Here is a 17,880-nt window from a genome sequence, read left to right on the forward strand (position 1 = left end):
GCCGCCCACGTCGGCGGCCGCGGCGCGGGCGGCCACCTCGTCCTCGGTCAGCGGGCCCAGCAGCCGCAGCAGGTCCGCGACGCCCTCGGCGTCGCGGGCGGCCCGGTCGGGCGCGAGGTGTTGAAGCTGGCGGCCGGTGGCGGCGATGATCTCGGGATCGAGCAGGTCGCGCAGCTCCACCCGGCCGAGCAGCTCGGCCAGCAGCGTGCTGTCCAGCGACAGCGCGGCGGCCCGGCGCTCGGCCAGCGGGCTGTCGCCTTCGTACATGAACGCGCCGACGTAGCCGAACAGCAGCGACGCCGCGAACGGCGACGGCCGCTGCGTCTCGACCTCGAGCACCCGCACCCGCCGCTGCGCGATGCCGGTCATCAGCAGGGTCAGGGCAGGGACGTCGTAGACGTCCTGCAGGCACTCGCGGATGGTCTCCAGCACCACCGGGAAGTCGGGGTATTTGCGGGCCACCTCCAGCAGCTGGGCGGCGCGCTGGCGCTGCTGCCACAGCGGCGAGCGGCGGCCGGGGTGCCGGCGCGGCAGCAGCAGGGCGCGGGCCGCGCACTCGCGGAACCGCGACGCGAACAGCGCCGAGCCGCCGACCTCGGCGGTGACGATCGGGTCGATCTCCTCGGCATCGAAGACGAAAAGGTCGGCGCCCGGCGGGGCGTCGGTTCCCGTGTCGGACGCGAAATCGGAAATGGTGTCCGGCAGTCGCACCACGACCCCGTCGTCGGAGGCGGTGGGCTTCTCGTCGATGCCGTAGCGCTCGCGCAGCCGGCGGGCCACCGCCAGCGCGAGCGGTCCGTTGACCGCAAGCCCGTACGGCGAGTGCAGGATCACCCGCCAGTCGCCCAGTTCGTCGCGGAACCGCTCGACCAGCAGGGTGGTGTCGGTGGGCACCACCCCGGCGGCGCTGCGCTGCTCGTCGAGCAGACCCCACAGGTTATCGGTGGCGTACGCGTCGAAACCCAGTGCGGCGCAGCGGGTGTCGAAGGCCTCGCGCTGCAGCCCGGCCAGTTCGCCGGTGAACGCGCCGAGCGCAGCGCCCAGCTCGGCCGGGCGGCCCAGGCCGTCGCCGCGCCAGAACGGCAACCGGGCCGGCTGGCCGGGCGCGGGGATGACGAGTACCCGGTCGTGGGTGATCTCGGTGATCCGCCAGCTGGTGGCGCCCAGCGAGATGACGTCGCCGGGGCGCGACTCGTAGACCATTTCCTCTTCGAGTTCGCCTACCCGCGAAGGCTTTTCGGCTTCGGAAGCAAGGTATACGGTGAACAGCCCCCGGTCGGGGATGGCGCCGCCGGACGTCACGGCCAGCCGCTGCGCGCCGGGGCGGGCGGTCAGGGTGCCGGTGTCGCGGTCGTACACCAACCGCGGTCGCAGCTCGGCGAATTCGGTGGACGGGTACTTGCCGCTCAACAGGTCCAGGGTGGCCTCGTACACGCTGCGCGGCAGTGTCGCGAACGGCGCGGCCCGCCGGACCGTGTCGAACCACCGGTCGGCGTCCAACGGTTCCAGCGCCGCGGCCGCCACGGTCTGCTGCGCCAGGATGTCGAGCGGATTGGCGGGCACCCGCATGGTTTCGATCTGGCCGGTGAGCATGCGCTGCACGCTGACCGCGCAGCCGATCAGGTCGGTGCGGTGCTTGGGGAACAGCACCCCCTGCGAGACCTCGCCCACCTGGTGGCCGGCCCGGCCGATGCGCTGCAGGCCGCTGGCCACCGACGGCGGCGCCTCCACCTGGATCACCAGATCGACGGCGCCCATGTCGATACCCAGCTCCAGGCTCGAGGTGGCGACCACCGCCTTGAGCAGCCCACGCTTGAGGTCCTCTTCGACCAGGGCGCGCTGCTCCTTGCTGACCGAACCGTGGTGGGCGCGGGCCAGTATCGGGTCGGCGCCGTAGGTTTGCCCGCTGGCCATGATGTGCGCCGGAGCGCCGCCGGCCACCTTCGGATTGGCGTCGGTGGTTAGCTCCACACCGCTGCGTTCCGCGTGAATCTCGTTGAGGCGGGCGGTAAGCCGCTCGGCGAGGCGCCGTGAATTGGCGAAGACGATGGTGGAGTTGTGCGATTCGATCAGGTCGACCAGGCGGTTCTCGACGTCCGGCCAGATGGTGTTGTTCGCCAGGTTGGCCATGTCGGGCACCGGCACCTGCACGGTGAGCTCCACCGTCTTCGCCGACGGCGGGGCCACGATGGTCGTCGGCCCCTGCCCGGACAGGAACCGGGCGAGTTCCTCGGGCGGGCGCACCGTGGCCGACAACCCGATGCGCTGGGCGGGCTTGTCCTCCCGCAGCGCGTCGAGGCGCTCCAGCGACACGGCCAGGTGCGCGCCGCGCTTGCCCGCGGCGATGGCGTGGATCTCGTCGACGATCACCGTCTGCACGCCGGCCAAGGTCTCGCGCGCGGCCGAGGTGAGCATAAGAAACAGCGACTCGGGTGTGGTGATCAGCACGTCGGGCGGGCGGTTGATCAGCTGGCGACGGGTGGCGGGCGGGGTGTCGCCGGAGCGGACCCCGACGCTGATGTCCGGGCCTGGCACGCCCTGGCGCTCGGCGATGCGGGTGAGGCCGGCCAGCGGAGTGCGCAGGTTGCGTTCGACGTCGACGGCCAGCGCCTTGAGCGGGGAGACATAGAGCACGCGGGTGCCGGGCGGGCGCTCCGTCGACCCGGCCAGGCTGTCCAGCGCCCACAGGAACGCCGCCAGCGTCTTACCCGAGCCGGTCGGCGCGATCACCAGGGTGTTGTGGCCGTCGGCGATCGCGTTCCAGGCCTCGGCCTGGGCGGTGGTGGGGGCGTCGAACGTGCTGGTGAACCACTCGCGGGTGATCGCGCTGAACCGGCCCAACGGGTCGGAACGGCCGGGCTGCCCGGCATCGGCGCGACTGCTCACCTATCCATGGTGCCAACGGGCACCGACAAGTCGTCGGCTAGCGCGGCTCGATACGAGCGGTCGACATCGCGTGGGACAGTTCCTCGGGGATCTCGGGGACCCGTGCGATGGCGTCGAACAGGGAGTGCGCGCACGCGTCGGCGAGGCGATCGGCATTGGTGGTGGGGTCGATGATGCGCTGCCGGCACAGCTCGAAGGTGAAGGCCAGCCAGCCGTGGCAGATCACCCGGAGGTCCCGCTCGACGTCGGGTTCCAGCTTCCTCGCGGGCGTCTTGGCCACGAGGTCGGTGATCCGGCTCATGATGTGCTCGAGCTGCCGGTTCTTGGCTTCGTCATCGACGCCCAGCAGGACCGGGTCGGAACGGCCCAGGCCGACGTAGGCGGCCCACGCGGCCTCGGGGTTCTGCTCGTGGTAGGCCATGTAGGCCATCACACCGGTCCGGACCTCTTCGTACATGGTCAGGCCGGTGGCGTCGTCCATGTTGGTGTTCTCGTACAAGCGGTCGGCCTCGTCCTTGACCACCGCCGCGAAGAATGCCCGTTTGTCGGGGAAGTAGTGGTACATCAGGGCCCGCGACACCCCGGCGCGTTCCGCGATCTCATCGATGCGGACCTCGTCGTAGGGTCGCTTCCCAAAGACCTCTGCCCCTAAAGCGAGCAGCTCAGCGCGTCGATCCTCGGGGGACAAGCGCCTGCGGGCTGTCGGCATGTGTCAGATAGTACTCATACGACATGAGACGCCGGCCACATTGGATTCATCCAAACTTCACGCCCTGGGCCAGCGGCAACTCGCCGGAATAATTGACGGTATTGGTACTTTGGCGCATGTAGGCCTTCCAGGAGTCGGTGCCGGATTCGCGTCCGCCGCCGGTTTCCTTCTCACCGCCGAACGCACCGCCGATCTCCGCGCCGGACGTGCCGATGTTGACATTGGCGATTCCGCAGTCGGATTCGGCCAGGAACCGCTCGGCCTCCCTCAGGTCGGTGGTGAAGATCGCTGACGAAAGACCTTGCGGCACAGCATTGTTGAGTGCAATCGCATCATCCAGCTCGTCGTAGGTCAGCACGTAGAGGATGGGCGCGAACGTCTCGGCCGCCACGATGGCGGTCTGCGCGGGCATCCGCACCAGGGCCGGCGCGACGTAGTAGGAACTCGGGTGTTCGGCAACACCGGGGTGGGTTCGCCCGCCGCCGATGACCTCACCGCCGTCGGCGCGCGCCTGCTCCAGCGCGCCCACCATGTCGCGGTAGGCGGTCTCGTGGATCAGCGGTCCGACCAGGGTGCCCGGTGCGGACGGGTCGCCGATCCGGAGCTCCCCGAAGGCGGACGCGACGCGCGCGACTACCTCGTCGGCGACCGAGCGGTGCACGATCAGCCGGCGCAGGCTGGTGCAGCGTTGACCGGCGGTGCCGGCCGCGGCGAACACCACCGCCCGCACCGCGAGGTCCAGGTCGGCCGACGGCGTCACGATGGCGGCGTTGTTGCCGCCCAGTTCCAGCAGCACCCGGCCGAAACGGGCGGCGACGCGGGGACCGACGGCCCGGCCCATCCTTACCGAACCGGTCGCCGACACCAGGGCGATGCGGGGGTCGTCCACCAGGAGCTCGCCGAGGTCGCGGTCGCCCAGCAGCAGAGAGCTCACCGCGGGCGGGGCGCCGACGCCGGCGGCGGCCCGGGCGATCAACGACTGGGTGGCCAGCGCCGTCAACGGGGTCAGCTCCGAGGGCTTCCACACCACCGGATCCCCGCACACCAGGGCCAGCGCGGCGTTCCAGGCCCAGACCGCGACCGGGAAGTTGAACGCGGTGATCACCCCGACGACACCGAGCGGGTGCCAGGTTTCCAGCAGTCGATGGCCGGGGCGCTCCGAGGCGATGGTGCGACCGTAGAGCTGACGCGACAGGCCGACGGCGAACTGGCAGATGTCGATCATCTCCTGCACCTCGCCGGCCGCCTCGGAGGTGATCTTGCCGACCTCGATTGTCACCAGGGTGGCCAGCTCGTCCTTGTGCTCGGTCAGCAGCTCGCCGAGCCGCGCCACCAGCGCGCCGCGAGCCGGGCCCGGGGTGGCGCGCCACACCGAAAACGCTTGCGCGGCTTTGGATATCACATGGTCGGTCTGATCGGGCGTGGTGGGGGCGACGGTGAACAGCACCTCGCCGGTGATCGGTGTGCTGGCCGGCATCCCGTGGGCGTCCGGTTCACCGAGTGCGATGTCGGCCCCCATCGCCCGCAGGGCGTCCCGCGCCCGCGCGCGTAAGTCGTCGGCTGTCGGCATGCGCCGTTCCTCCTCATCGCTTCGCTCTGCATCGTCATCGGCGGCGGGCATAGTCATCGCGGTGCCTCCTGGGAGAGCGCTTCGTAAAGCGGGTAGGGGTCGTAGATCTCGCGGCCGATGGACTCGGCCAGCCACTGGGCGTCGTAGCCGGAATCGTCGACGGTGCAATGGCTTTCGATGCAGGCGGGCGAGTCCAGGTTCGACCGGAAAATGCCCGCCGCCGACGCGGGAAGGAAGTCCTCGTAGACGATCGGCGCCGACGGGTCACCGCCGCGGTAGTAGGCCAGTCCCGCGTCGGCCATCTCCGCGTCGGTGCGCGGGAAGTGGTCCGCCCACACCGCGGCCGGGTCGGCGGCGGCCATCGCGGCGTCGTAGCGTTCCCGGCCCTTGGGGGTCAGCGCGACGCCGCGCGCCTCCACCTCGCCGAAGCGCACCCGCAGCGTTGCCTCGGTGATGCGGCCGTCGTCGCATATGAAGCGGCGCGGTTCGGCCAGGGCACGAAAAGAGGTCTGGCGCAACAGGACCGCCGGCCCGTCCGTGCGGGGCGGCCCCTGGATGGCGTCGATCATGGTGATGCTGCGCCGGGTCATCCGCCGGTACAGGTCGTCGATGTCGAGCACCCGGGGCGTTAGGTGGTTGATGTGTGTGGAGCCGACGCCCGCGATGTCGGCGGCTACCGCGGAGACGCGCGCCAATTCGTCGTACCAGGATCGCTCGATCGGCTCGCCGGACAACGCGAAGGCCGCCACCGCCGCCGCGACGAACGGCCGCGCCTCGTCGGCATCGCAGCCACCCTCGGCGGCGATCACTCGCGCCCGGGCCGTCATCGCGGGGTCGAACAGCCGGCGCCTCGCCAGGAAGGTATCGACGCGCCGGCGCAGGTCGCGGTCGAAGTAGCGCGGGTCGCGGGTGGCCAGCATCGAGGTGAACACCCGGAACGGGTTGCGCGACAACTCGGTTGCGTCGATGGGCCGGAAGGCGGTCGACACCACCGGGACGGGTGACGCCGCGCGACGCAGGTCGTAGTAGCCCACCGGCAGCATGCCGAAGGCGGCGAAAAGGTCGGCGACGGCCGCCAATTCGGCCGGGCTGCCCACCCGGATGGCGCCGTGCCGCTCGGCGGTGACCCGCCGCAGCGAGCCGAACCGTTCGGGATCGGCATGACGCGCCGCGTAATCGGCGTTGACCCGCTCGCTGACCTCGACCAGGGTGCCGTAGGCGGGGACCTCGGCCGCGTACATCGCCGACAGGCCCGCGGCGAACTGCGCCCGAAGCTGCCAGGTTTCCAGCCATTTCGTGCGGGTCACGACGGGCCGTTCCTGCGATAGTCTCCGGCCATGAGTGAGACGCTCGACGAGGTCGACCGGATTCTGGTGCGCGAGCTGGTCGCCGACGGCCGCGCGACGCTGGCGGAGCTGGCCGCCAGCGCCCGGCTGTCGGTCTCGGCGGTGCAGTCCCGGGTGCGCAGGCTCGAGGCGCGCGGCGTCATCTCGGGATACGCGGCGCGCGTCGACCCGGAGGCGGTCGGACACCTGCTGTCGGCGTTCGTGGCCATCACTCCCTTGGATCCCTCTCAACCCGATGATGCGCCCGCCCGCCTCGAGCACATCGAGGAGATCGAATCGTGTCACTCGGTGGCCGGCGAGGAAAGCTACATCCTGCTGGTGCGCGTTCCGTCCGCCCGGGCGCTGGAGGACCTGCTGCAGCGGATCCGGACGACGGCGAACGTCAGGACGCGAAGCACCATCATATTGAATACTTTTTACGCTGATAGGCAACGAATACCATAAAATATACGGTGAAGTCCTTATGATTCCGTAAAAATCGGCTACCATAGGGCCGTGACCGCCACCCTGGAACGCCTCACCCGCACCGAGCCCGACCGGGTCCACGAGGTGCTGGCGCGCAGCATGCTGGTCGACGGTTTCGACTTCGTGCTCGATCTGGCCCGCTCTACCGGCTCCTACCTGTACGACGCCCGCGACGGCCGGCGCTACCTGGACATGTTCACGTTCTTCGCGTCGTCGGCACTGGGCATGAACCACCCCGCGCTGGCCGATGACCAGGAGTTTCGCGCCGAGCTGGCGCAGGCCGCCCTGAACAAGCCCAGCAACTCCGACGTCTACTCGGTGGCGATGGCCCGCTTCGTGCAGACCTTCGCCCGGGTGCTGGGCGACCCGGTCCTGCCGCACCTGTTCTTCGTCGACGGCGGCGCCCTCGCGGTGGAGAACGCGCTGAAGGTGGCGTTCGACTGGAAGAGCCGGTTCAACGAAGCGCGCGGCATCGATCCCGCGCTGGGCACCCGGGTGCTGCACCTGCACGGCGCATTCCACGGCCGCAGCGGATACACGCTGTCGCTGACCAACACCAAGCCGGTCACCGTCGCCCGTTTCCCCAAGTTCGACTGGCCCCGCATCGACGCGCCGTTCCTCCGGCCCGGGCTGGACGGCGCCGCCATGGCGGCGCTGGAGGCCGAGTCGCTGCGCCAGGCCCGTGCGGCGTTCGAGGCCCACCCGCACGACATCGCCTGCTTCGTGGCCGAGCCCATCCAGGGCGAGGGCGGCGACCGTCACTTCCGGCCGGAGTTCTTCGCGGCCATGCGTGAGTTGTGCGACGAGTACGACGCCCTATTGATCTTCGACGAGGTGCAGACCGGCTGCGGCTTGACCGGAACGCCTTGGGCCTACCAGCAATTGGGCGTGCAACCCGACGTGGTGGCGTTCGGCAAGAAGACCCAGGTGTGCGGCATCATGGCCGGCCGCCGGGTCGACGAGGTCAGCGACAACGTGTTCGCGGTGTCCTCCCGGGTGAACTCGACGTGGGGCGGCAACCTGGTCGACATGGTGCGCGCCCGCCGCATCATGGAGGTGATCGAGGCCGACGGACTGTTCGACCGGGCCGCCGAACAAGGCGCCTACCTGCGTGCGCGCCTCGACGAGCTCGCCGGCGAATTTCCCGGCCTGGTGCTCGACCCCCGCGGCCGCGGCCTGATGTGTGCGTTCAGCGTGCCGACCACCGCCGACCGCGACGAGCTGATCAGCCTGCTGTGGCGCTACTCGGTGATCGTGCTGCCCTCCGGGCACGACGGCGTCCGGTTCCGTCCGGCGCTGACCGTCTCGCGCGCGGAGATCGACGCCACCCTGTGCGCCGTCCGCGCCGCTCTGCGGGCACTACGCTAGGCCTTCGACCTCACATCGATCCCGTTTACCGCGGTTTGCCGCGGGGTATTTGATCCCGTGCGCCTTCCGCTGCTACCAGCGCGGTGATGCTGCCCGGTAACTAATGCGACGTAGCGAGCGATGAACTAAGCGCGGACCCTTGAGGGAGGTGACCAACGATGCAGAAAGCGGACGCTCGATCCGGCGGTGACCGCTTGGGTCAGGAGGACGGCGAGGTGCATGCCGCCATCCGGTTTGCCGTGCTGTCCACGCTGGCCGCCGTCGGCTTCGTCTTGATCGCCGCGGTGTGGGTGAGCACCTGCCCGGGAGTCAGCGTGGACACGGTCGCGTGTGGCGCGCCGCAGCGCACCCTGCTGGCATTCGGGGGCCCGCTGATCGCGCTCGCCTCCGGGATCTGGGCCTTCGTGCGCACCTATCTGGTGTGGAAGGCCCGGGGCACGTGGTGGGGATGGCACGGCGCGGGCTGGTTCCTGCTGACCGCGATGGCGCTGATGGTCGCCATGGGTGTTGCTCCGATCGCCGGTCCGGTACTGGCTCTTTAGGTTTGTCCTGCCGCGATCTAACGTTGATGGTGCGGTGAGGAGCAGCTATGGGAGACACCTACCACGACCCTGTCGATCATCTGAGGACCACGCGGCCGCTCGCCGGCGAGTCGCTGATCGACGTCCTGCACTGGCCCGGGTATCTCTTAGTCGTCGCGGGCGTGATCGGGGCCTGCGGCAGCCTTGCGGCCTTCGGCAGCGGACATCACCACGAGGGCATGACGGCGGGGATCGTCGCGATCATCGCCACGGTGCTCGGGCTGGCCTGGCTCGCGGTGGAGCACCGCAGGATTCGCCGGATCGCCGATCGCTGGTACGCCGAACATCCGGAGGTGCACCGGCAGTGGCCGGCCAGCTGACGCGCGCCGACGACTAAACTTTTCCACCGGTGACCTGCCCGGACGCGGGTGGTGTGAAAATTCGCTCGAAAGCCGATTCGGAGGTTACGGGCGCTGACTTCTGGGTATCAGGTTGGCACCATGATGAGTGCCGGAACGGTTGCGTTAGCGTGGTCACCCCATCGTGGGGAGCAGGATCACCAACGCACCGACATATATGCCTACTGCAACGACTCTGGATATGACCAGCGTGACCCCGGCGATCACCGCGACGCACCGTTATCGGCGCGCCGCGGCTGTGTCGGTCGTGTCAGGCCCACCCATGGTGGGCCGAATACCCGGCGGCGATCATGACTAACCGGCTCGAACGCGAGGTCCACGGCGGACTGCGGAGCAGTAGTAGTGTCAGTCAAACATTGCCGGGAGACCATATGAAGGATGCTGGATTGCACGCTAACGAGCGTCCGCGCGGACATCGCGCCGTTGAGCTTCACGTTGCTGCGCGACTGGAGAACCTCGCGATGCTGCGCACCCTGGTCGGTGCCATCGGCACCTTCGAAGACCTGGATTTCGACGCGGTGGCGGACCTGCGGCTCGCGGTCGACGAAGTGTGCACCCGGTTGATTCGTTCGGCGACTCCCGACGCGACCCTGATCGTCGTGGTCGATCCGCAGGATGACCAATTGGTGGTCGAAGCATCCGCGGCGTGCGACACCCACGATGTGGTGGCGCCCGGAAGCTTCAGTTGGCACGTGCTGACGTCGCTCGCCGACGACGTCCAGACTTTCCATGACGGTCGCGAACCCAATGAAACCGGCAGTGTCTTCGGCATCACACTGACGGCGCGACGGGCGGCCTCCAGCAGGTGACAGCGCGAGCTGCCGGCGGTTCGGTATCGCGTCCGAACGAATACGCCGATGTTCCGGACATGTTCCGTGAGTTGGCGACTGCCACGCCGGACTCGATGGAATTTCAACGTCAACGGGACAAGATCGTCGAGCGGTGCCTGCCGCTCGCCGACCACATCGCGCGCCGCTTCGAGGGGCGCGGCGAACCACGCGACGACCTGGTTCAGGTGGCCCGCGTCGGGCTGGTCAACGCGGTGGTCCGCTTCGACGTCGACGCCGGCTCGGACTTCGTCTCCTTCGCGGTGCCCACGATCATGGGCGAGGTCCGCCGCCACTTCCGCGACAACAGCTGGTCGGTCAAGGTCCCGCGGCGGCTGAAGGAACTGCACCTGCGGCTGGGCACCGCCACCGCCGACCTGTCGCAGCGGCTGGGCCGGGCGCCCACCGCGACCGAACTCGCCGCGGAACTCGACATGGACCGCGAAGAGGTGGTCGAGGGCCTGGTCGCCGGCAGCTCGTACAACACCCTGTCCATCGACAGCGGTGGTGGCGGCGAGGAAGAAGAAGCCCGCGCGATCGCCGACACCCTCGGCGACGTCGACACCGGCCTGGACCGGATCGAGGATCAGGAAGCGCTGCGTCCGCTGCTCGAGGCGCTGCCCGAGCGCGAGCGAACGGTGTTGGTGCTGCGATTCTTCGAGTCGATGACGCAGACCCAGATCGCCGAGCGGGTCGGCATCTCCCAGATGCACGTATCGCGGTTGCTGGCGAAGTCGCTAACGCGGCTCCGTGACCAGCTGCAGTAGCGGCCCGGCCTCGTCCTCAACCCACAGCGGTTCCAGCAGCGGCTCGGCCTGCTGCGTCGTCACCGGCAGGGTGCCGTCCGGATCGCAGACCCGCAGCAACCTGGCCACCGCCGGGCTCGGCGCCATGGCCCAGGACACCTGGGCGGCAGAGCATTTCACATTGATCCGGTGCAGCGCCGAAAAGCCCGCGGTACCAATGAATTTCAGGCCGCGGAGGTCAAGGACCATCCGCCGGGAGCGGCTGGTGCTCTGCTGCACGTACGCGACGAGCTGATCGGTGTTGGCCGCGTCGAGCTCGCCGTCCACCGTGATCAGGGTGCCCGTCGGGCCCCAGCGGGCGGTGAATTGTGCTGTGCGGCTTTGCTGCCACGATTGCGCCACAGACATCGCTGACTCCATCCGTTGAGGAGGATTCCTCCTGTGGATACGTCAGCCACATGCAAACAGTTCGGAGAAGGAGGGAATTCCGCCCACCCTCACGTCACTGACGTACCCCGGGCGGCTGTGAACTCAACCTTGACCGAAACCCTACTCGCGATGGCCAGGGCCGACAACGTTGTCTGAAAAACTCTCGCCGCAGCGCTACTTGATCTCGGCGAGCACCGTGCCCTGAGTGATGGCGGCGCCGGGCTCGACCGCGAGTCCGGTGATGACACCGTCCTTGTGCGCGGTGACCGGGTTCTCCATCTTCATCGCCTCGAGCACCACCACCAGGTCACCCGCGGCAACCTCCTGGCCTTCCTCGACCGCGACCTTGACGACAGTGCCCTGCATGGGGGCGGTCACCGCGTCGCCCGACGCGGCGGCACCCGCGTGCGCCCCGCGCTTGCGCGCCTTCGGCTTCTTGCGGATGACACCGGCCGGGTCGGCCGCGCCGCCGCTGGACAGCGCCAGGTCGCCGGGCAGCGACACCTCGAGCCGGCGGCCGCCGACCTCCACGACCACCTTCTGGCGCGGCCGGGCGTCCTCGTCGTCCAGCGGCTCGCCGCCGGTGAACGGTTCGATGGTGTTGTCCCACTCGGTCTCGATCCACCGGGTGTGCACCGAGAAGCCGTCGCCGTCGCCGATGAACGCCGGGTCGGACACCACGGCGCGGTGGAACGGGATGACTGTGGCCAGGCCTTCGACGTGGAACTCGTCCAGGGCCCGGCGGGAGCGGGCGAGTGCCTCCTCGCGGGTGGCGCCGTACACGATCAGCTTGGACAGCATCGAGTCGAACTGGCCGCCGATGACCGAACCGGCCTCGACGCCCGAGTCCAGCCGGACACCCGGACCGGTCGGGATGTCGTAGCGGGTGACCGGGCCGGGCGCGGGCAGGAAGCCGCGTCCGGCGTCCTCGCCGTTGATCCGGAACTCGATGGCGTGCCCGCGAGGCGTGGGGTCCTCGGTGAGGTCCAGCTTCTCGCCGTTGGCGATCTTGAACTGCTGCAGCACCAGGTCGATGCCGGCGGTCTCCTCGGTGACCGGGTGCTCGACCTGCAGACGGGTGTTGACCTCCAGGAAGGAGATCAGGCCGTCCTGGCCGACCAGGTACTCGACGGTCCCGGCGCCGTAGTAGTGCGCCTCCTTGCAGATCCGCTTGGCCGACTCGTGGATCTCCTTGCGCTGCGCGTCGGTCAGGAACGGCGCGGGAGCCTCTTCCACCAGCTTCTGGAACCGGCGCTGCAGCGAGCAGTCGCGGGTGCCGGCGACGATGACGTTGCCGTGCTGGTCGGCGATCACCTGCGCCTCGACGTGGCGCGGCTTGTCCAGGTAGCGCTCGACGAAGCACTCGCCGCGGCCGAATGCCGCGACGGCCTCACGGGTGGCCGACTCGAACAGCTCGGGGATCTCTTCGATGGTGCGGGCCACCTTCATGCCGCGGCCGCCGCCGCCGAACGCCGCCTTGATGGCGATCGGCACGCCGTACTCCTCGGCGAAGGCCACCACCTCGTCGGCGTCCTTCACCGGGTCGGGGGTGCCGGGCACCAGCGGGGCCTGCGCGCGGGCGGCGATGTGGCGGGCGGTGACCTTGTCACCGAGGTCGCGGATGGACTGCGGGCTGGGCCCGATCCAGATCAGGTTCGCGTCCAGGACCGCCTGCGCGAAATCGGCGTTCTCGGACAGGAAGCCGTAGCCGGGGTGGATGGCGTTGGCGCCCGACTTGGCCGCCGCGTCAAGGATTTTGCCGAAGTCCAGGTACGACTCCGCCGACGTCTGACCGCCCAGAGCGAACGCCTCGTCGGCCAGACGCACGTGCGGCGCGTCGGCGTCGGGCTCGGCGTACACCGCCACGCTGGACAGGCCCGCATCGCGGGCCGCGCGGATCACCCGGACGGCGATTTCGCCGCGGTTGGCGACGAGCACCTTGGAGATCCTCGAGCTGGCGTGACTAGCCACTGCGCCTCCTGTTTGGCATAACCGCAGACGTATTTCTGCGGGCTTCTCTAAGAGAATTTCTTACAACGAGTTCTCGGGAAGTCTAAGCGCCGCGCCGTTCGGCCCGACGAGGCGGTCCACCTTTTTCAGGACGCCTCGCGCAGCCTGCGCTTGATGCGGGCGAGCATCGCAGACAGGCCGCGCAGCCGCAGCGGGCTGATCAGAGCGGCCAGCCCGAGGTCGGCGTAGAAATCCTCGGGCACCGCGAGAATCTCGGCGGCCGGCTGTTCGTCGAGACCGGCGGCCAGGATCGAGGCGAACCCCCGCGTGGTGGGCGATTCGGCGGGCGCGCTGAAGTGCAGCCGCACCCGCTCGAGGTCGCTGGCGTCGACATGCAAAAACAGCGGGGTCTGGCACTCGGGCACCGGCTCCATCGCCGCCTGTTCCAGGTCGGGCGGCAGCGCCGGGAGTTCGTTGGCGAACTCCAGCAGCAGCGCCAGCTTGTCCTGGCCCTCGACCTCGGCGAAGTCGGAGACCACCTCGGCCAGCGGCGCGGGCATGCTCATCGCGGCTCCATCACACCGGGACGGAGCCGGGCTCTTCACCCGCCACGATCGGCGTGCGCACGGTGTTGCCCCATTCGGTCCACGAGCCGTCGTAGTTGCGCACCCCGGGCTTGCCCAGCAGATGCGTCAGCACGAACCAGGTGTGGCTGGACCGCTCGCCGATGCGGCAGTACACGACGGTCTTGTCGTCCGGTTGCAGGAAGCCGTACAGCTCCTCGAGCTCCTCGCGGCTGCGGAACCGGCCGTTCTCGTCGGCGGCCTTGGCCCACGGAATCGAGCGGGCGGTGGGGATGTGTCCGCCGCGCAGCACGCCTTCCTCGGGGTATTCGGGCATGTGGGTGCGCTTGCCGGTGTACTCGTCCGGCGAGCGCACGTCGATCAGCGGCTGGCTGCCGAGAATGCCCAGCACGTCGTCCTTGAAGGCGCGGATCGGCGCGTCGTTGCGGGTGACGACGGGGTAGCCGCTGGACGTCTTGGTGGGCACGTCCAGCGTGGTCTCCCGGCGTTCGGCCAGCCACAGGTCGCGACCGCCGTTGAGCAGCCGCACGTCGGGGTGTCCGAACAGCGTGAACACCCACAGCGCGTAGGCCGCCCACCAGTTGCTCTTGTCGCCGTAGATCACCACGGTGTCGTCGCGGGCGATGCCCTTGCGGTCCATCAGCTCCGCGAACTGTTCGCCGTTGATGTAATCGCGGACCCGGGGATCGTTGAGGTCGGTGTGCCAGTCGACCTTCACCGCGCCGGGGATGTGACCGACGTCGTAGAGCAGGACGTCCTCGTCGGATTCGACGATCGCCAGGCCGGGGGTGCCTTGATTGGCGGACAGCCAGTCGGCGGTGACCAGTCGCTCGGGGTGGGCGTAGGCCGACAATGTCGGGCTTGGATCGGGGGGTAATGCCACACTGTCGAGCCTACCGCCAGCTCCGAAACGGCCAGCAGGTCAGTGCTTGCGGACCACCCGCTCGGGCACGCCGGGATTCCAGATGGTGACATCCAGGTGGCCGTCGCGGACCTCGACCGCCGATGCGCCGGTGACATCGGCGCCGAGCAGGTCGAATCGCTGGTCGCGCAGGTCCAATCCGGTATCGGAGAACAGCGCCTCGGCGAAGCGCCGGTGCACCGCGCCGTAGGGAACGACGCGGGCCAGCCCCCACAACTTTGCGTCCCCGTCGGTCACCTCGGTGTCGACCGTCGCGGTGTGCAGACAAAACCTCGGGTCGCGCGCCAGATCGAGGAACTTGGTGGTGGCCGGCATCCCCGGCAGCCATAACTCGTCCTCGAAGATCCGCGGCTCCATCGGGCTGATCCGGGGGAAGCCGTCGGAGCGCAGGGTGGCCAGCATGCACAGGTTGCCGCTGGCTCGATGGCGACGGGTGAAGATGCCGGCGATGCGCGGCGCTTGGGCGGTGAACTCGGTCCAGGTGGTCATGGCTTGACCCTAGGGTTCGGCACCGACTTGTATTTTTGCGGCGAAAGCGCGAGCGGCCCCGCGGATTTAGCGGCTCGGCGGTGCCGTCCACAGCGCGGACACCGACAGCCCGACCCGGCCCAGCAGCGACCGCAGCAGCGGCAGGCTGACGCCGATCACGTTCGACGGGTCGCCGTCGATGCCGTCGACGAACCAGCCGCCCAGGCCGTCCAGGGTGAAGCCGCCGGCCACGTGCCACGGCTCCCCGTGATCGACATACGCCCGCAGGTCCGCCTCCGACGGTGTGGCGAAATGCACTGTGGTGCTTAGTGATTCGACTTCACGATGGGTGATGTCACCGGCGGTGAGCCGAAGCAGGCAGTGTCCGGTGTGCAGCTCGCCGGAGCGGCCGCCCATCAGGCGCCACTGGCTGGCGGCGGCATCGGCCGACCCGGGCTTCCCGCACAGCCGGCCGTCGATGGAGAGCATCGAATCACAGCCGATGACAACGCAATCGGACGCGATGTCGCCGTCGAGCCCGCCCGCCACCTGGTCGGCCTTGGCGCGGGCCAGGGCGCAGACAACGTCACCCGGCGCCGCGTCCGGGCCCAGCGCGGCGACGACGGCGTCCTCGTCGACACCGGAGACCACGACCAGCGGATCGACGCCGGCCTGGCGCAGCACCTTGAGCCGGCCGGTGGAGGCCGACGCCAGCACCAGGCGGGTCAATGCCTCATGTGGGTCATTTGCTGGAACGTGAGCCGCTGATAGTTCGTCATCGCGAAACGCAGCCGGTCGACCGGCAGGCCCCAGCGGGTCCGCTCGGGCTGTTCGGGCTCCGGCGCACCGCCGGCGCTGCCCAGCACCGCGACCAGCGCGGCCACCTCCTCGACGGTGGGCTCACCCTTGAGGATCTGGATGTGCGGCTCGTGCGCCTGCGGCTGCGCGGTCTCGTCGGCCACAGCGTCGTCGGTCTGCGCCTCGGTCGTCTCACTCATAGCGGAATGTTCCCGTGCTTCTTGGGGGGCAGGTGGGAGATCTTGCGTTCCAGCAGCCGCAGCGCCGTGCCGATGTAGCCGCGGGTGTGCGACGGCGGGATGACCGCGTCGACGTAGCCGCGCTCGGCGGCGACGTACGGGTTGACCAGCGTGTCCTCGTACTCCTGCTGCAGCTGCAGGCGCAGCGCGTCGACGTCCTTGCCCTCCTTGGCGGCCTCGCTCAGCTGCTTGCGGTAGACGAACCCTACGGCACCCGAGGCGCCCATCACCGCGATCTGCGCCGACGGCCAGGCCAGGTTCACGTCGCAGCCCATGTCCTTGGACCCCATGACGCAGTAGGCGCCGCCGTAGGCCTTGCGGGTGATGACGGTGATCTTCGGCACCGTCGCCTCGCCGTAGGCGAACAGCAGCTTGGCGCCGCGGCGGATGATGCCGTTGTACTCCTGGCCGGTGCCCGGCAGGAAGCCCGGGACGTCCACCAGCATGATGATCGGGATGTTGAAGCAGTCGCAGGTCCGGACGAACCGCGCCGCCTTCTCCGAGGCGTTGATGTCCAGGCAACCGGCGAACTGGGTCGGCTGGTTGGCGACGATCCCCACCGGCCGGCCCTCGACGCGGCCGAACCCGACGACGATGTTCTGCGCGTAACCGCCCTGAACCTCCAGGAACTCGTCGTCATCGAGGATGCGGGTGATCACCTCGTGCATGTCGTACGGCTGGTTGGGCGAGTCCGGGATCAGCGTGTCCAGCTCGAGGTCCTCCTCGGTGAGGTTGTCCTCGATGGCGCCCGGGGGATGCGGCTCGGCGTAGCGCGGCGCGTCGGTCGCGTTGTTGGGCGGCAGGTAGCTGAGCAGGTCGCGAACCCAGTCGAAGGCGTCCTGCTCGCCGGAGGCGACGTAGTGCAGGGTGCCCGACTTGGCCATGTGAGTGTGGGCGCCGCCCAGCTCCTCCATGGTGACGTCCTCACCGGTGACGGTCTTGATGACGTCGGGCCCGGTGATGAACATCTGGCTGGTCTGGTCGACCATGACCACGAAGTCGGTCAGGGCGGGGGAGTAGACGTGCCCACCGGCGGCGGCGCCCATGATCAGCGAGATCTGCGGGATGACGCCCGACGCCAGGATGTTGTTGCGGAAGATCTTGCTGTACAGGCCCAGCGAGACGACGCCCTCCTGGATCCGCGCGCCGGCGCCGTCGTTGATGCCGATCAGGGGGCGGCCGGTCTTGATCGCCAGCTCCTGGATCTTGACGATCTTCTCGCCGTACACCTCGCCGAGGCTGCCGCCGAACACCGTGGCGTCCTGGCTGAAGATGCACACGTCGCGGCCGTCGATGGTGCCGTAGCCGGTGATCACGCCGTCGCCCAGCGGTCGGTTGTTCTCCAGGCCGAAGTTCTTGCTGCGGTGCCGGGCCAGCGCGTCGAGCTCCACGAACGAGTCCTCGTCGAGCAGGGCCAGGATGCGCTCACGGGCGGTCAGCTTGCCCTTGGCGTGCACCTTCTCGACGGCCTCTTCGCCCACCGGGTGCAGCGACTCTTCGCGGCGCTTGTGCAGCTCGGCCAGCTTGCCGGCCGTGGTGTGGATGTCGATGGAGTGCTCGGCGGCCGGTTCCGCGGTGTGGTCGGTAACGCTCGTCATGGGTGTCGAGCTTAGCGGCGCAGATAGGCTGCGCT

The 17,880-nt window shown here is 69.2% G+C and carries 18 protein-coding genes; 6 read left to right on the forward strand and 12 right to left on the reverse strand.

Features of this window, described 5'->3' with window-relative positions; translation table 11 throughout:
* From A5732_RS09015 to hglS, 4 genes are all read right to left on the reverse strand, one after another.
* A partial coding sequence (locus A5732_RS09015; protein ID WP_142256580.1) for a DEAD/DEAH box helicase occupies window positions 1–2,886 on the reverse strand: 2,886 nt, incomplete at its 3' end.
* Between the two features lie 37 nt (window positions 2,887–2,923).
* On the reverse strand, window positions 2,924–3,595 hold the full coding sequence (locus A5732_RS09020; RefSeq protein WP_064950941.1) for a TetR/AcrR family transcriptional regulator: 672 nt from the start codon (window positions 3,593–3,595) through the stop codon (window positions 2,924–2,926).
* A gap of 46 nt (window positions 3,596–3,641) precedes the next feature.
* On the reverse strand, window positions 3,642–5,165 hold the full coding sequence (gene amaB / locus A5732_RS09025) for an L-piperidine-6-carboxylate dehydrogenase (protein WP_076102046.1): 1,524 nt from the start codon (window positions 5,163–5,165) through the stop codon (window positions 3,642–3,644).
* Between the two features lie 53 nt (window positions 5,166–5,218).
* The gene (gene hglS / locus A5732_RS09030; RefSeq protein ID WP_076102000.1) at window positions 5,219–6,472 is read right to left on the reverse strand and encodes a 2-oxoadipate dioxygenase/decarboxylase; all 1,254 of its coding nucleotides are present in this window, start codon (window positions 6,470–6,472) and stop codon (window positions 5,219–5,221) included.
* A 30-nt stretch (window positions 6,473–6,502) separates the two neighbouring features.
* On the opposite strand from hglS, the gene A5732_RS09035 reads away from it, so the two are divergent.
* From A5732_RS09035 to A5732_RS09060, 6 genes are all read left to right on the forward strand, one after another.
* A complete protein-coding gene (locus A5732_RS09035) occupies window positions 6,503–6,955 on the forward strand; it encodes an Lrp/AsnC family transcriptional regulator (RefSeq protein ID WP_064950939.1) in 453 nt (150 codons plus the stop codon).
* A gap of 51 nt (window positions 6,956–7,006) precedes the next feature.
* The gene (lat, locus tag A5732_RS09040) at window positions 7,007–8,344 is read left to right on the forward strand and encodes an L-lysine 6-transaminase (protein ID WP_076102001.1); all 1,338 of its coding nucleotides are present in this window, start codon (window positions 7,007–7,009) and stop codon (window positions 8,342–8,344) included.
* 158 nt (window positions 8,345–8,502) lie between these two features.
* Window positions 8,503–8,886 (forward strand): hypothetical protein, encoded by a 384-nt coding sequence (locus A5732_RS09045; RefSeq protein WP_064950937.1) that lies wholly within the window; start codon window positions 8,503–8,505, stop codon window positions 8,884–8,886.
* A gap of 47 nt (window positions 8,887–8,933) precedes the next feature.
* Window positions 8,934–9,245 (forward strand): protein UsfY, encoded by a 312-nt coding sequence (usfY, locus tag A5732_RS09050; protein WP_064950936.1) that lies wholly within the window; start codon window positions 8,934–8,936, stop codon window positions 9,243–9,245.
* Window positions 9,246–9,655: 410 nt separating this feature from the next.
* Window positions 9,656–10,093 (forward strand): ATP-binding protein, encoded by a 438-nt coding sequence (locus A5732_RS09055; protein WP_065029813.1) that lies wholly within the window; start codon window positions 9,656–9,658, stop codon window positions 10,091–10,093.
* On the forward strand, window positions 10,090–10,878 hold the full coding sequence (locus A5732_RS09060; RefSeq protein WP_076053695.1) for an RNA polymerase sigma factor SigF: 789 nt from the start codon (window positions 10,090–10,092) through the stop codon (window positions 10,876–10,878). Before A5732_RS09055 ends, A5732_RS09060 begins: the two co-directional genes overlap by 4 nt.
* Here the strand turns inward: A5732_RS09060 and A5732_RS09065 are convergent.
* The 8 genes from A5732_RS09065 to A5732_RS09100 all read right to left on the reverse strand — a co-directional run bounded on the left by A5732_RS09065 (window position 10,849) and on the right by A5732_RS09100 (window position 17,845).
* The gene (locus A5732_RS09065; protein ID WP_076053697.1) at window positions 10,849–11,277 is read right to left on the reverse strand and encodes an STAS domain-containing protein; all 429 of its coding nucleotides are present in this window, start codon (window positions 11,275–11,277) and stop codon (window positions 10,849–10,851) included. The genes A5732_RS09060 and A5732_RS09065 overlap by 30 nt on opposite strands.
* 183 nt (window positions 11,278–11,460) lie before the next feature.
* Complete coding sequence (locus A5732_RS09070; protein ID WP_076053699.1) at window positions 11,461–13,257, reverse strand: acetyl/propionyl/methylcrotonyl-CoA carboxylase subunit alpha; 1,797 nt, start codon at window positions 13,255–13,257, stop codon at window positions 11,461–11,463.
* Window positions 13,258–13,382: 125 nt separating this feature from the next.
* The gene (locus A5732_RS09075) at window positions 13,383–13,802 is read right to left on the reverse strand and encodes a SufE family protein (protein WP_064954818.1); all 420 of its coding nucleotides are present in this window, start codon (window positions 13,800–13,802) and stop codon (window positions 13,383–13,385) included.
* A 10-nt stretch (window positions 13,803–13,812) separates the two neighbouring features.
* Window positions 13,813–14,703: a sulfurtransferase gene (locus A5732_RS09080; protein ID WP_076053701.1), complete on the reverse strand. Its 891-nt coding sequence runs from the start codon at window positions 14,701–14,703 to the stop codon at window positions 13,813–13,815.
* Window positions 14,704–14,742: 39 nt separating this feature from the next.
* Window positions 14,743–15,231: a pyridoxamine 5'-phosphate oxidase family protein gene (locus tag A5732_RS09085; protein WP_076053703.1), complete on the reverse strand. Its 489-nt coding sequence runs from the start codon at window positions 15,229–15,231 to the stop codon at window positions 14,743–14,745.
* A 66-nt stretch (window positions 15,232–15,297) separates the two neighbouring features.
* On the reverse strand, window positions 15,298–15,939 hold the full coding sequence (locus A5732_RS09090) for a Maf family protein (protein WP_076102002.1): 642 nt from the start codon (window positions 15,937–15,939) through the stop codon (window positions 15,298–15,300).
* Window positions 15,936–16,208 carry an acyl-CoA carboxylase subunit epsilon gene (locus A5732_RS09095; RefSeq protein ID WP_076102003.1) on the reverse strand — a complete coding sequence of 91 codons (273 nt, stop codon included), beginning with the start codon at window positions 16,206–16,208 and terminating at the stop codon, window positions 15,936–15,938. Before A5732_RS09095 ends, A5732_RS09090 begins: the two co-directional genes overlap by 4 nt.
* Window positions 16,205–17,845 carry an acyl-CoA carboxylase subunit beta gene (locus A5732_RS09100; protein ID WP_064877572.1) on the reverse strand — a complete coding sequence of 547 codons (1,641 nt, stop codon included), beginning with the start codon at window positions 17,843–17,845 and terminating at the stop codon, window positions 16,205–16,207. The genes A5732_RS09095 and A5732_RS09100 overlap by 4 nt, the downstream gene beginning before the upstream one ends.
* Window positions 17,846–17,880: the final 35 nt, after the last annotated feature.

It is taken from the genome of Mycobacterium colombiense (assembly GCF_001953985.1).
Classification (GTDB): Bacteria; Actinomycetota; Actinomycetes; order Mycobacteriales; family Mycobacteriaceae; genus Mycobacterium; species Mycobacterium colombiense_B.